The following is a 13,071-nucleotide window of genomic DNA, read 5'->3' as shown; positions in this document are numbered from 1 at the left end:
TGTTTGTCCTCGTGTGTGTTGGGCCGTTAGGCCTGGCCGCGGCTGAGATCGATGCCCAGGCCAAGTTCGCTGATGCGGACGGGGAGTTCGGTGTCCAGGGACCGGTTGCCGGCGATGCCGACTGAGACGGAACGGAGGCCATCGATGTACCCCGACGGACGGCCCAGGGGGTCTACGCCGGGTCCATTGAAGAGGTCGGAGAGCAGCAGGTTGTCGCCGCCTCCGTGGCCTCCTTCCCCGTTGACGATCGGGACCTCGTAGGCCGCCTCCCAGTGACGCTGGACCACCAGGCGCTCACCGTTTCGTCGAACGGCGTCTTCTTCCTCAACAGGCGTGGCGCTGGGGTCCACCACAGTCTTCTTGTCTGTGCTGAATTGGACCGCTGCGCGCTCAACCACTTCGAGCTCGGCGCGGCCCTCCGTGCCGTTGACGCTGACCCTGTAGCCCTCCCACGGGCTGTGGGCGTTCAGCGAGTAACTCAACGTGGGCCCGCCCTGATAATCAACCACGAGGGCCAGGTTGTCCTCGATGGTGATGCCTTCCGTGAAAACGTCCTGGTCCCTCAGGTAGCCGTCGAACTTTTCGTTGTCGTAGTACAGGGCCTTCAAGCGTTCGTCCTCCCGCATGTCCAGGCGGAACGGATCACGCGCCAGGCCATCAACCGTGCCGCGCTCCGGGCGGGCACCCAGACCGCGCTCGGCAGCATTCTTGTCGCCATAGAAGCGGAGCCCCCCGGAGGCGAAAACGCGCTCGGGGACGTCATTGATCCACCAGTTGACGAGGTCGAAGTGGTGGGAGGCCTTGTGGATGAGCAGGCCACCGGAGTTCTTCTTCTCACGGTGCCACCGGCGGAAGTAGTCCGCGCCGTGCACAGTGTCCAACACCCAGGTGAAGTCGATGGACGTGACCTTGCCGATCACGCCGTTCTGGATGATCTCCTTAAGGGCGGTGTTGCGCGGCGAGTAACGGTAGTTGAAGGTGACTACGACATTCCGACCGGTTTCTGCCACGGCAGTGGTGATGCGGCGGCAGCCCTCGACATCGATCGTCAGCGGCTTTTCAACCACGACGTCGGCACCCGCCTCGAGTGCCTCCACGATGTAGTCCGCGTGGGTGTAGTCCGGCGTCGTTACAATGACGCGTTCGATGCCGTTGGCCTGGATGAACCCGGTCAGCTTTGCCGGCTCGAAGAACGCCACCGGCTCTGTTCCGCCGAGTTCCTTGATGAGTTCCTGGTAGAACTCCACGCGGCCCTGGTTCACGTCTGAGAGGGCGACGAGGTCAGCCACATCTGCGTGCTGTCCATAGATGGCGCGAATGTACATTTCGGAGCGGCCCCCGGTCCCGATAAGGGCAATGCGGGTCCGATGGCGGGCGGTGCTTCCGGCGGAGAACCCGGAAGTGCCCGGCGCGGGCGACTGGGTCTCGGCGGTGTCGACGTTGACCATGGGAAGGCCCCTTTCAAAAGGCAGGAGTGAACCGCTTGACGGCCCGGCGTGATCTGGGAAGAATCATGAGAAAGCGTTTTCTCAGAGCGTTATAAGCTTTGTATCAAGACTCTGGCGGTTCCGTCAACCATTGCCCCAACGCAGGGGCAGCACGCGGACAGCCAACCGGAAGGGGCAACATGGCACGGAGGAACACCAATCGGCGGATTGGCATTGCCGATGTCGCGGAGAAGGCAGGCGTCTCGCACGCCACAGTGTCCCGCGTCATGAACGGTAACGCCGCCGTTGATCCCGGCATTGCCGAGCGCGTCCGTGCGGCGGCAGCCGAATTGAAGTACCAACCCAACCCGGTGGGCCGAAGCCTGGCCTTGGGCAAAACCGACACCATCGGCATAGTTGTCCCGGACCTGGCAAACCCCACGTTCCAGGCCATCCTCCGCGGACTTAGCATTGCCGCCTCCCAGGACGGGTATCGCGTCCTGATCGCGGATTCATCCGAGGTAACCAGCGAGGAAGCAATCCTGGCCGGAGAAGCCCGTCGCCGCTGCGATGGCGTGGTGCTCTGCGCACCCCGAATGGGCGATGCCGAACTTGAAGAGCTGGCACCTACCCTGCATCCGCTGGTACTCATCAACCGCACCACGGTGGCCACCAACACTCCAAGCCTCAGCGTGGACTACGGCCAAGGTATCCAGGAACTCGCCCAGCACTTGGTGGGCCTGGGCCACCGGCGGCTGGCCTATCTCTCCGGCCCGGAGCACAGCGCATCCAACCGCCAGCGCTTGGTGGGCCTGGAAAAATTCCGGAAAGAGCACCCGGAGATTGAACTCCAAATGCTCCACGGCGGGTCCAACTTCGACTCCGGACATGAATCCACCGAGGCCATCATCGCCAGTGGCGCCACCGGCATCCTGGCCTTCAACGACCTCGTCGCCATGGGTTTGCTCAGTGGCCTGCACGAGCGTGGCATGCGGGTTCCGGAAGATATCTCGGTGACGGGGTTCGACGACATCCCGTTCGCCAAGTACACCACTCCCCCGCTGACCACCGCCGCCGTTCCCATCAATGAACTTGGGAGCCTGGCGTGGCGCAGGATGCGGGAGCAGATCCAGCAAGCAGGCGAATCCACCACCCAAGCCCAGGATGAGTTCTCGCCGAGGATGGAAATCCGCAAGAGCACTGCAGCCCCGGCCTTCAAGCCCGCCTAGAAATGCAACGCGGGGTCACTTAGGGCCCATCCGGAAGCCCACCATGGGCCCTAAGTGACCCCGCGTTGCTCTAGTCTCCGGAAGGCTGCGAGCCCACTCCGGCCTCTTTGTAGAAGCCTTCGATGTGGGCCGCCACGAGCTCTGCTGCCCGGCCGCCGTCTTTCGCGTTGACGGCAGCGAGGATGGCGCGATGCTCGGCCCTGAGCCGTTCGGAAGTCGCCTTCCAATCGGGAAGGTTCCCGGTCAACTCGCCGGCGTAGTTTTCAATGGCGCCCCGCAATGACGCCATCATTGCACTGACCACCGTATTTCCGGCAGCCTGTGCCAGTGCCACATGGAACCGGGCATCAAGGGCCAGGAACGCCTCGATGTCCGGGCTGTTGTCCATTTGCTCGAGCAGCGCCGCCGCCTCATCAAGGGCAGGGGCGCCAACTTTGGCCCGGGCAGCTGCCCAGGATTCGAGCAGCACACGGGTCTCAACGATGTCGGCCACGGGAAGGTGGCGGGTTGCCACGTGGAGGCGGAGCGTGGAGCCCAGCGCAGAGCCGGGCTCGGCGATCACTACAGTTCCCGCATCCTTGCCCGAGCCAACGCCCGCGCGCACAACACCCATTGCTTCAAGGATCCGCACGGCCTCCCGTACAGATGTCCTGGATACCTGCAGCTGCTCGGCCATTGCCCGCTCTCCGGGGAGCCGTCCGCCGAGGGCGAGGTCGCCGTCGGATAGCTGCTTTTCTATCCACTGCAGGACTAGTTCGTGGGTACGCATACGGGAATACTAGTTGATGTGGTCCAACCACATGGCTTACAGTGTGGTTAGACCACAGTGGTAGGACCACAGAATTTCAAGGGAGAACCGCATGACCGACACCCTCGATCCGAAGATCACAGCAGCCCCGGCCAATGCCGGGAGCGACGAAACCGTCAGCCGGCCGCCCCAGCCGACGCCCGCCGTCGTACAACCTCCGGCACTGAAGCGGCGCATCCCCAAGGTGTCGGACCTGGCGCCGCTCATGCAGTTCAAGAAGCCAGAATTCAGCAAGGCCGCCCGCCTCAAGCGCGCCAGCACCATCTGGGACCTGCGCGACATCGCCAAGCGCCGCACGCCGCAGGCCCCCTTCGACTACACCGACGGCGCCGCGGAAGCCGAGATCACGCTGCGCCGGGCGCGCCAGGCGTTCCAGGACATCGAATTCCGCCCCGGGATCCTTCGCGATGTTTCCAGGATCGACCTCCGCACGGACATTCTGGGGAAGGAATCGCGCCTCCCCTTCGGCATTGCGCCCACCGGATTCACCCGGATGATGCAGTCCGAGGGCGAATACGCCGGCTCGCAGGCCGCAGAAGCTGCCGGCATTCCCTACACGCTGTCCACGATGGGCACGGCCTCGATCGAGGACGTTGCTACGGCGGCTCCGAACGGCCGCAACTGGTTCCAGCTGTACCTCTGGACCGATCGTGACCGCTCCCTGGAGTTGATCGAGCGCGCCGCCAAAGCAGGCAACGATACCCTCATGGTGACCGTGGATACTGCTGTAGCCGGGGCTCGATTGAGGGATGTCCGTAACGGCATGACCATCCCGCCGGCGCTGACACTCAAGACAGTCCTGGATGCGTCCTACCGACCCGCGTGGTGGTTCAACTTCCTGACGCATGAGCCACTGACCTTCGCGTCGCTCTCGCGGTATACGGGAACGGTGGCGGACCTCATCAACTCAATGTTCGACCCCACGCTGACGTATGAGGACCTTGATTGGCTGCGTGAAACCTGGAAGGGCAAGCTTGTGGTCAAGGGCATCCAGACGGTAGAAGACGCCCGCATGGTGGTGGACCACGGCGCCGACGGCATCGTCCTGTCCAACCATGGTGGCCGCCAACTGGACCGGGCGCCTATCCCGTTCCATTTGTTGCCTGACGTTTCGGCGGCCCTGAAGGCAGACAACAGCAAGGCCGCGATCATGCTGGACACGGGTATCATGAGCGGCGCCGACATCGTGGCCGCCCTCGCCTTGGGGGCAGACTTTGCCTTGATCGGCCGCGCATACCTCTATGGACTCATGGCCGGTGGACGCGAAGGCGTGGACCGCACGATCCAGATCCTCGAGAAGGACATGACCCGCACCATGGCACTCCTGGGCGTCAGCAAGGTATCGGACCTGAACCCGGACCACGTGCGGCTGCTGCAGAGCTAGCCCACCCAACTAGGTCGCAGTTAAGCACGTTTTGAGCCCGCTAAACGCGCTTAATTGCGACCCAGTTGGGGGCGCAGGCGCTAGATCAGGCCCTGGGCCAGCATCGCGTCGGCTACCTTGACGAATCCGCCGATATTGGCGCCCACCACATAGTTCCCCGGCGAACCATATTCTTCGGCGGTTGCTGCGCAGCGGTCATGGATGCCCACCATGATCTCGGTAAGCCGCTGTTCCGTGTGCTCGAATGACCACGAATCACGGCTGGCGTTCTGCTGCATTTCCAGCGCGGACGTAGCAACACCACCAGCATTGGCGGCTTTACCCGGGCCGAACAGAACACCCGCCTCCTGGAACACTGAGACTGCCGAACGCGTGGAGGGCATGTTGGCGCCTTCAGCTACGGCAATCAGGCCGTTGCTGACCAACTTGGCGGCAGCGTCGCCGTCGAGCTCGTTTTGCGTGGCGCATGGCAGCGCGACCGTGCCGTTCACGTCCCATACGGAACCGCCGGCAACGTGGCTGGCTCCGGAACGGCGCGCAGCGTATTCGGTGAGGCGCCCGCGTTCCACTTCCTTGATCTGGCTGAGAAGCCCGACGTCGATTCCCGCCTCATCCACGACGTAACCGGCGGAATCGGAACAGGCCACCACGGTTGCACCGAGGGATTGTGCCTTGGCAATCGCATTGATGGCCACGTTTCCCGAACCGGACACCACAACGCGCTGGCCGTCAAAGGAAGCACCACGGGTCTTGAGCATCTCCTGGGCGAAGATCACGGTGCCGTAGCCGGTAGCCTCCGGCCGGACCAACGAGCCACCCCAGGAAATCCCCTTGCCGGTGAGGACACCGGATTCATAGCGGTTGGTGATGCGCTTGTACTGGCCAAAGAGGTAGCCGATCTCGCGCCCGCCAACCCCAATATCGCCGGCCGGGACATCGGTGTATTCACCGATATGCCGGTACAACTCAGTCATGAACGACTGGCAGAACCGCATGATCTCGGCGTCGGAGCGTCCGCGGGGATCGAAGTCGGAGCCGCCCTTGCCACCGCCGATCGGCATGCCTGTAAGGGCATTCTTGAAGATCTGCTCAAAGCCGAGGAACTTCACGATGCCCAGGTACACCGACGGGTGGAAGCGCAACCCACCTTTGTACGGGCCAAGCGCCGAGTTGAACTCCACGCGAAAACCGCGGTTTACATGCACGCGGCCTGAGTCGTCGGTCCACGGCACGCGGAAGATGATCTGCCGTTCGGGTTCGCACAGACGCTCCAGCACGGCACCCTCAAGGAATTCGGGGTGCCGATCGTGAACAGGCCCCAGGCTTTCGAAGACCTCGGTGACCGCCTGGTGGAACTCCTTCTCGCCAGGGTTCCGCGCCAATACGGTGTTCCGGACAGCTTCGAGCCTCGAATCCATGCGTCTTCCTATCCATCCATGCGCCGACTGGCGACGAGACGATTCAGTCCCGTCATCGTTGCATCATTGGACGTAGGATCTCCATCCAGCGAGAATGTGACCCACGGGAAGAGTTAACGCAACCGTAGAAAAACCCCGCAAACGCAAGGAAACTTGACGCTAACGAAACCTCACAAGGTGTTCAAGATCACGCTGGATTGAGTGGGTAAGCGAACTAGCGCTTGCGACCGAATTTCGGAAGGTTGGGAAGATTCGGGAGGTTGGCCAGCAGATCCGCCGCTTTAGTGGCAGCGCGGCCAACAGTCCGGCCAATCTGCTGCGGAACGGTATCGTCCGATGCCGGATCCAGCGAGACGGGCATCCCATCTGAGTGGACTTTCACGGCCTTGCTTACGGCCTCGGCACGAGTTGCAACGAGATCCGGCACAGTGGGTTCCACATTCGATCCGGCGGGCACAGCCTCAGCGGAAGCCACCGTTTGCGGCGCTGCTTCCTCGGATGGTCCGACGGCGGCACCAGCCGAGGGTCCGACGTCGAACGTTTCCAGCCAGGTAGCCACACCTGCCAGCGGCTTCGGGTTCAGCGCGTAGTAGCGCTTCTGCCCCTGGGCGCGCATGCTGACGAGGTCAGCCTCGCGGAGCACCTTCAGATGCTTGGAGATAGTGGGCTGGCTTGCAGCCAGTTCTTCCACCAGTTCGCCTACAGCTTTATCCCCAGAGCGGAGTGAAACCAGGATGTCGCGCCTGGTTGCCTCAGCTATGACGGCAAATACGTCGTCAGTCACCATGCCTCCCACCCTAGCGACATATACGCCAAATGGCATCCCTGTTTCGTGCCGCGACGGTGGTGGATCGTTGACCCTATCCAAGGCCAATGCTAAAACGGATTCACGGTCCGTCCGGGCTGCCAGGCCCCGGCCGCCAAGAGCACGGGGTGCAAGGCCATGACTGACTATTTCCGGCGTCAAATGTTCAACATCATCGCCGCGGTATTTCTGGCACTTTTCGTGTTCGTTTGGGCTGCCGTCCTGTTGCGCGTCGGAACCTGGGTGCCCACCGGCGGTGCGGTTGCACCTGAACTCAATGGTGCCCTTGTAACAGCTGCAGGCGTACTCGCCACATCCCTGAGTTCCCTGACGGCATCCGCACTTGGCTTCACGATTTCCGAGGTCAAGAGGGACCAAGCCGAGGCTGGCCAGAGCAGCACTCTTGTCAGCCCCACCGAGGTGGCCAACAGGCTCTCCGGCCGTGTGATCTTCGCGATTATGGTCTATATGACCATGGGCATGCTCGTGTTGGTGCTGTGGCTGTTCAAAGGGCAAGCGTCCACGGACCTCATCGGCGCATTTGCCTTGTCCTTGCTGGGATGGCTCGTGGGTGCAGCGGGCGTGGTGTTCCAGACAGAGAACACCGGGCCGTAGGTGGCGAGACCGTCTAATCGAACCAGGGATCGAGCCCGTACAAAGGAAAGATCTCCTTGCGCGTGGCAATGACAGTCCTGTCCACCTCGTCCGCGGGGTCGTATCCAACCTCCCAGGAGCGCCACCAGACATCCACGTCATCGCTCATCGACTCGGGCGCCCAAACCCCGTAAGTTTCCCTGACATAGGTCCGCCAGGCCTCGGGAACGGGAGTGCTTAGCGGGACCGGCCGCTGCGTCACCATCCCGATCAGGTGGCTCCAGGCACGCGGCACAACACCCGTGACGTCGTAGCCGCCCCCGCCTGTGGCGACCCACCGGTTATCGCAGTACCTGGCGGCCAGGCTGGCGACGGCGCTGGCCGCCTCCCGCTGCCCGTCCACGCTGAGGTTGAGGTGCGTCAATGGATCCAGGCGGTGCGAATCACAGCCGTGCTGGCTGACAATCACCTCGGGATTGAAAGCTCCAACCAGTTGCGGTACCACCGCGTGAAAGGCGCGAAGCCATGCGGCGTCTCCCGTGAACGCCGGCAACGCGACGTTGACAACCGTGCCTTGCGCATCCGGGCCGCCGGTTTCATTTGCGAAACCCGTTCCCGGAAAGAGGGTAAGCCCGGATTCGTGCAGGGAAATTGTCATGACGCGGGGGTCATTCCAAAAAATGCTTTGCGTTCCGTCGCCATGGTGGGCATCGACGTCGATGCTCACCACGCGCCGCACACCGCCGTCCAGAAGCCGCTGGATGGCGATTGCGACGTCGTTATAGACGCAGAAGCCGCTGGCCCGCTCGCGCGCGGCATGATGCAATCCACCACTGAAATTCACGGCACGCACGGCTTTTCCGGAGAGGATGGACTCAGCAGCCAACAGGGAACCGCCGGCGAGCCGGGCGCTGGCCTCGTGCATGCCGGCAAATGCGGGATCATCCTCGGTTCCGAGCCCCCGGTCTTCCTCGGGCACGGACGGATCCTGGCTAACGCGGCGCACCGCCGCGACGTACTCCGCGCTGTGCACCGAGCAAAGTTCGACGTCGGTGGCCAGCTCCGGCTTCTCCACCGCCACATGGCTGTGGTTGAAAAGACCAAGGGATTCCGCGAGCCTCGCAGTTAACTCCAGCCGCTGCGGGGCCATAGGATGGCTGGGACCAAAGTTGTAAGCAGTCATGGCCGGATCCCACACAACCGTCGTTGGCAGTGCGGATCGCGTAATGCTGGAAGCAGTTGTTCCAAGCCTGGAGTTCATCCAGAACAGGCTACCTGAGGCCGCGGAGCTCTACCGCCCGGTTACGCTGCAGGAATAGTGGTTTACTACTCAGGAAAGCATGTTCAACCGAGGAAGAACCCATGTCTCAAAGCCAGTCGCGCTCTGCGAGCCCGGCCAACTGGCAACCCGGCCAGCAGGAACGTGAAGGTCTGTGGATTTTCACGCGTGCGCGCGACTTCATTGACAACATCGCCAACACGTCCCCGGCCCGCCTGGCCCTGGTCGCTTTCGCCTCGGTGATCCTGCTCTTCACAGGCTTGTTGTCCTTGCCGTTCTCCTCGGCTTCGGGCGAACCTACTCCTCTGCACCAGGCCATGTTCACGGCAGTTTCCAGTGTCTGCGTAACCGGCCTGACCGTGGTTTCCACCGCCACCCACTGGTCCTTCCTTGGCCAGCTCATTATTTTGGTGGGCATCTTCGTGGGCGGCCTTGGCACTTTGACCCTCGCTTCACTGTTGGCCCTCATGGTCAGCAAGCGGCTAGGTGTACGCGGCAAGCTCATCGCCCAGGAGGCCATGAACAACGCCGGCAGGCTTGGTGAAGTGGGTACGCTGCTGCGCATCGTCATCGTGACCTCCGTGGTGATCGAAGGCGCCCTTGCCTTGGCCCTGATCCCCCGCTTCATGCTTCTCGGCGAGCCATTCTGGCAGTCGGTGTGGCACGGGGTCTTCTACTCGATCTCGTCCTTCAACAATGCCGGATTTACGCCGCACTCGGACGGAATCGTGCCCTACGAGACCGACCTCTGGATCCTGGTTCCACTCATGTTGGGCGTGTTCCTTGGCAGCCTCGGCTTCCCGGTAGTGATGGTTCTGCAACAGAACGGCCTGAACTGGAAGAAGTGGAACCTCCACACCAAGCTCACCATCCAGGTGTCCTTCATCCTGCTGCTCGCCGGCACGGTCCTGTGGGCGCTCATGGAATGGGACAACGTGCGGACCATCGCGCACATGGATCTTGGCGACAAGCTCATCCATTCCCTCTTTGCATCAGTGATGACGCGCTCAGGCGGGTTCAACCTGGTTGACCAGAACCACATGGAATCCACCACGATGCTCCTCACGGATGCCCTCATGTTTGCCGGCGGCGGCTCGGCGTCCACCGCGGGTGGCATCAAGGTGACCACTATCGCGGTCATGTTCCTCGCCATTGTTGCCGAGGCCCGTGGAGATGCCGATGTGAAGGTCTACGGACGCACGATTCCCCAAGGCACCATGCGGGTGGCCATCTCGGTGATTGTTGCCGGCGCCACACTTGTATCGGTCGCGGCATTCCTGCTGCTCTCCATCAGCGGCGCAACACTGGACAGGGTGCTCTTTGAAACCATCTCCGCCTTTGCCACAGTGGGACTGAGCACCAACCTCAGCGCCGAGCTGCCGCCGTCGGGCGTTTACGTCCTGACCGCACTCATGTTCGCAGGCCGTGTGGGCACCGTAACCCTCGCTGCCGGCCTGGCCCTGCGCCAGCGCAGCCAGCTGTACCACTACCCGGAAGAGAGGCCAATCATTGGCTAGTACCACAGGCGCGGCCAACCGCCCCGCCCACAACGCACCAGTGCTGGTCATTGGCCTTGGCCGGTTCGGGTCGGCCACAGCCGAGCAATTGGTCAAGCAAGGCCGGGAAGTCCTGGCGATTGAACGCGACCGGACGCTCGTCCAGAAATGGGCGCCCGTGCTCACCCACGTGGTTGAGGCGGACGCCACCAACATCGATGCCTTGCGCCAGCTGGGGGCCCAGGAGTTCAGCTCCGCCGTGGTAGGCGTGGGCACGTCCATCGAGTCCTCGGTGCTCATCACGGTGAACCTTGTGGACCTGGGCATCCAACACCTCTGGGTCAAGGCGATCACCCCATCCCACGGCAAGATCCTCAGCCGGATCGGCGCCAACCACGTAATCTACCCGGAAGCTGACGCCGGCGTCCGTGCCGCGCACCTGGTGTCAGGGCGCATGCTGGACTTCATCGAGTTCGACGACGACTACGCGATCGTCAAGATGTATCCGCCCAAGGAAACTGTGGGCTTCACCTTGGAGGAATCCAAGGTGCGTTCCAAATACGGCGTGACGATCGTCGGCGTGAAGACCCCCGGTGAGGACTTCACGTATGCGCGGCCGGAAACCAAGGTGTCAGGACACGACATGCTGATCGTGTCCGGACACGTCGATCTCCTGGAGCGCTTCGCAGCACGGCCCTAGGGCGCGGTTAGCCCAGCTGTTTTGTGATCTCGGCTGCGCGATTGGCAGCCGCACGGGCTCCCTCAGCGATGATCCGGGGGATCCCGCCGTCGTCGAATGCTGCGATAGCCCGCTCGGTGGTGCCGTTGGGACTGGTTACGGCAACGCGAAGTGCAGTGGGGTCCGCACCTGGTTCCGCCAGCATGAAACCGGCGCCCGCCACTGTTTCGCGGGCCAGCATGACGGACAGTTCGGCGTCCAGCCCCAATTCAACACCCGCAGCGGCCATGGCCTCAGCCAAATAGAACGCGTAGGCGGGGCCGGATCCACTGATGGCGGACAAGGCGTCCACCTGTTCCTCGGGCACCTCCACAACCTTGCCGGCTCCTGCCAGCGCTGCCTTCACCTTCTCCAGCTGTTCCGGCGTGCAGTGCGTTCCGGGCGAAACGGACACGACGCCGCGACCCAGCTTTGCGGGTGTGTTCGGCATGGTGCGGATCACCGGCTGCCCCTCCGGGAGGGCGGCCTCAAGCTGCGCGATGGAAACCGCAGCAGCCACGCTCACAACAACGGTGTCCTTCGCGAGTGCCGGGCTGATTTCCCGGGCAAGGTCTGTAATGCCAACTGGTTTGACGCCAAGGATGACTATGCCGGAACCCTTGGCGGCGAGCTTGTTGTTGTCAGGCTCTTCCTCGCCGGCGATCGCCATAACGCCGTACCGCTGCGCAAGCTCTTCTGCGCGCTCGGCACGTCGGACAGTGGCGACGACATCGGATGGGTCAGCCCCGGCGGCAAGGAGACCGGCCAGAATTGCCTCGTTCATGGATCCACAGCCAAGGAATGCGATTCGGTTGCTCATTGCACCATCATGGCAGTTTGCCCATGGAGGGGTCGAACGCTGTCCGGATTCACAGCTTGTTCCCAAGAATATTGCAGGCAGCACCCAACCTTGGTCCGTAACTTAGTAGTTACCTCATTGAGGGTGCGAGTGATGAGGCGGGCATGGGGATGCCCGCCAACAGCACCGGTGGCCGGGGCGGGTTTTCCCCCATTTCCCGATTCGGCCGCCGGTGCTTTCGCTTTTAATGGCGTTGGCTTCCAATTACCGAGTTGGCTACTAATTATCGTGCGACCGCACCAGCGGGATGCTGAGGTGCTGACGCGCGAAACGAAGCGTTTCAGCCAACATTTCTTCACGCTCACCAGCCACCTTGGCCTTGCGGGTTGAAATCTCCGCCACCACAACGCCACTGAAACCGTTGGAAGCAAGGTGTTGGAGGGCATCGGCGCACTGCTGCGTCCCCGTGCCCGGCACCAGGTGCTCGTCTTTCCCGGAACCTGAACCATCCGTGAGGTGAACGTGGCGGAGTTTGCTGCCTAGTGCCTGGATGGCTTCCAAACTGTTTGCCCCCGCAGTTGCCGCATGCGAGAAGTCCCAGGTGACGTCGTCGTAATCCTGTCCCAAGGGATCCCAGTGCGGCAGGTAGGCAACAGCCTCCCGTCCACGGACGCGCCACGGGTACATGTTCTCCACTGCGATGTGCACCTGGTACATCGCAGCGATTTCCCGAACGCCCGCGGCGAAGTTCTCGGCGTAATTCGACTGCCAGCGGAACGGTGGATGGACCACCACGGTGTCGCAGCCGACCTCCCTGGCCATCTGGCAGGACTTCTCGATCTTGTTCCATGCGGCTCCCCAGACCTGCTGGGTGAGCAGCAGCGTGGGCGCGTGAATAGAGACGATCTGCTGGTGGTAACGATGGCTCAACTGGATGAGGGCGTCCGGATTCTGGCTCACGGCGTTGTTGGTGACCATGACCTCAACACCTTCATAACCAAGGTCCTGGGCAACCGCGAAAGCATCATGGACGCTCAGCGGATAGACGGAGGCACTGGACAGTGCCACCGGGATGTGGCGGTTATTTGCAACGGGCTCGACGTCGGTGCTCATC

At 62.5% G+C, this 13,071-nt stretch carries 13 protein-coding genes; 6 read left to right on the top strand and 7 right to left on the bottom strand.

From position 1 onward, the window contains the following. Positions 1 to 26: 26 nt before the first annotated feature. Positions 27 to 1,448, bottom strand: coding sequence for a Gfo/Idh/MocA family oxidoreductase (locus J2Y41_RS00340; RefSeq protein ID WP_309925127.1), 1,422 nt, complete (start codon positions 1,446 to 1,448; stop codon positions 27 to 29). A 179-nt stretch (positions 1,449 to 1,627) separates the two neighbouring features. Here J2Y41_RS00340 and J2Y41_RS00335 point away from each other — a divergent pair, with 179 nt between their 5' ends. Further along, on the top strand, positions 1,628 to 2,656 hold the full coding sequence (locus J2Y41_RS00335) for a LacI family DNA-binding transcriptional regulator (RefSeq protein WP_224088814.1): 1,029 nt from the start codon (positions 1,628 to 1,630) through the stop codon (positions 2,654 to 2,656). 70 nt (positions 2,657 to 2,726) lie between these two features. Here the strand turns inward: J2Y41_RS00335 and J2Y41_RS00330 are convergent, their stop codons facing one another. Beyond that, positions 2,727 to 3,425 (bottom strand): FCD domain-containing protein, encoded by a 699-nt coding sequence (locus tag J2Y41_RS00330; RefSeq protein WP_309925124.1) that lies wholly within the window; start codon positions 3,423 to 3,425, stop codon positions 2,727 to 2,729. Between the two features lie 91 nt (positions 3,426 to 3,516). Between J2Y41_RS00330 and J2Y41_RS00325 the strand changes: the two genes are divergently transcribed. Next, the gene (locus J2Y41_RS00325; RefSeq protein WP_309925122.1) at positions 3,517 to 4,848 is read left to right on the top strand and encodes an alpha-hydroxy acid oxidase; all 1,332 of its coding nucleotides are present in this window, start codon (positions 3,517 to 3,519) and stop codon (positions 4,846 to 4,848) included. 80 nt (positions 4,849 to 4,928) lie between these two features. On the opposite strand, the gene gdhA is transcribed toward J2Y41_RS00325, so the two are convergent. Continuing rightward, on the bottom strand, positions 4,929 to 6,266 hold the full coding sequence (gene gdhA, locus J2Y41_RS00320; protein WP_309925120.1) for an NADP-specific glutamate dehydrogenase: 1,338 nt from the start codon (positions 6,264 to 6,266) through the stop codon (positions 4,929 to 4,931). Positions 6,267 to 6,480: 214 nt separating this feature from the next. Continuing rightward, entirely contained in the window at positions 6,481 to 7,053 is a 573-nt protein-coding gene (locus J2Y41_RS00315) for a metalloregulator ArsR/SmtB family transcription factor (protein ID WP_309925118.1), read from the bottom strand. 156 nt (positions 7,054 to 7,209) lie between these two features. Between J2Y41_RS00315 and J2Y41_RS00310 the strand changes: the two genes are divergently transcribed. Beyond that, positions 7,210 to 7,686, top strand: coding sequence for a hypothetical protein (locus tag J2Y41_RS00310; protein ID WP_224088818.1), 477 nt, complete (start codon positions 7,210 to 7,212; stop codon positions 7,684 to 7,686). A gap of 13 nt (positions 7,687 to 7,699) precedes the next feature. Here J2Y41_RS00310 and J2Y41_RS00305 read toward each other — a convergent pair whose 3' ends face one another. Further along, entirely contained in the window at positions 7,700 to 8,848 is a 1,149-nt protein-coding gene (locus J2Y41_RS00305; protein WP_309925115.1) for an acetoin utilization protein AcuC, read from the bottom strand. On the opposite strand from J2Y41_RS00305, the gene J2Y41_RS00300 reads away from it, so the two are divergent. Genes J2Y41_RS00300 through J2Y41_RS00290 form a run of 3 tightly spaced genes read left to right on the top strand, consistent with a single transcriptional unit; the run spans position 8,847 to position 11,140 of the window. Next, on the top strand, positions 8,847 to 8,984 hold the full coding sequence (locus J2Y41_RS00300) for a hypothetical protein (protein WP_224088820.1): 138 nt from the start codon (positions 8,847 to 8,849) through the stop codon (positions 8,982 to 8,984). The two genes, J2Y41_RS00305 and J2Y41_RS00300, sit on opposite strands and share 2 nt — an antisense overlap. A 43-nt stretch (positions 8,985 to 9,027) precedes the next feature. Then, positions 9,028 to 10,461: a TrkH family potassium uptake protein gene (locus J2Y41_RS00295; RefSeq protein ID WP_224088821.1), complete on the top strand. Its 1,434-nt coding sequence runs from the start codon at positions 9,028 to 9,030 to the stop codon at positions 10,459 to 10,461. 40 nt (positions 10,462 to 10,501) lie between these two features. Beyond that, a complete protein-coding gene (locus tag J2Y41_RS00290) occupies positions 10,502 to 11,140 on the top strand; it encodes a potassium channel family protein (protein ID WP_377652913.1) in 639 nt (212 codons plus the stop codon). Positions 11,141 to 11,147: 7 nt separating this feature from the next. Here the strand turns inward: J2Y41_RS00290 and proC are convergent, their stop codons facing one another. Further along, entirely contained in the window at positions 11,148 to 11,978 is an 831-nt protein-coding gene (gene proC, locus J2Y41_RS00285; protein WP_224088823.1) for a pyrroline-5-carboxylate reductase, read from the bottom strand. Between the two features lie 258 nt (positions 11,979 to 12,236). Then, entirely contained in the window at positions 12,237 to 13,070 is an 834-nt protein-coding gene (locus tag J2Y41_RS00280) for a sugar phosphate isomerase/epimerase (RefSeq protein WP_216927041.1), read from the bottom strand. Position 13,071 lies beyond the last annotated feature (1 nt).

It is taken from the genome of Arthrobacter sp. 1088 (assembly GCF_031455315.1).
GTDB lineage: Bacteria > Actinomycetota > Actinomycetes > Actinomycetales > Micrococcaceae > Arthrobacter.
This window is presented reverse-complemented; position numbering and strand designations above follow the sequence as displayed.

Bases quoted from the DNA above. Each gene is read 5' to 3' on its own strand.
- J2Y41_RS00340 (WP_309925127.1), bottom strand. From the start codon at position 1,448: ATGGTCAACGTCGACACCGCCGAGACCCAGTCGCCCGCGCCGGGCACT.
- J2Y41_RS00335 (WP_224088814.1), top strand. From the start codon at position 1,628: ATGGCACGGAGGAACACCAATCGGCGGATTGGCATTGCCGATGTCGCG.
- J2Y41_RS00330 (WP_309925124.1), bottom strand. From the start codon at position 3,425: ATGCGTACCCACGAACTAGTCCTGCAGTGGATAGAAAAGCAGCTATCC.
- J2Y41_RS00325 (WP_309925122.1), top strand. From the start codon at position 3,517: ATGACCGACACCCTCGATCCGAAGATCACAGCAGCCCCGGCCAATGCC.
- gdhA (WP_309925120.1), bottom strand. From the start codon at position 6,266: ATGGATTCGAGGCTCGAAGCTGTCCGGAACACCGTATTGGCGCGGAAC.
- J2Y41_RS00315 (WP_309925118.1), bottom strand. From the start codon at position 7,053: ATGGTGACTGACGACGTATTTGCCGTCATAGCTGAGGCAACCAGGCGC.
- J2Y41_RS00310 (WP_224088818.1), top strand. From the start codon at position 7,210: ATGACTGACTATTTCCGGCGTCAAATGTTCAACATCATCGCCGCGGTA.
- J2Y41_RS00300 (WP_224088820.1), top strand. From the start codon at position 8,847: ATGGCCGGATCCCACACAACCGTCGTTGGCAGTGCGGATCGCGTAATG.
- J2Y41_RS00305 (WP_309925115.1), bottom strand. From the start codon at position 8,848: ATGACTGCTTACAACTTTGGTCCCAGCCATCCTATGGCCCCGCAGCGG.
- J2Y41_RS00295 (WP_224088821.1), top strand. From the start codon at position 9,028: ATGTCTCAAAGCCAGTCGCGCTCTGCGAGCCCGGCCAACTGGCAACCC.
- proC (WP_224088823.1), bottom strand. From the start codon at position 11,978: ATGAGCAACCGAATCGCATTCCTTGGCTGTGGATCCATGAACGAGGCA.
- J2Y41_RS00280 (WP_216927041.1), bottom strand. From the start codon at position 13,070: ATGAGCACCGACGTCGAGCCCGTTGCAAATAACCGCCACATCCCGGTG.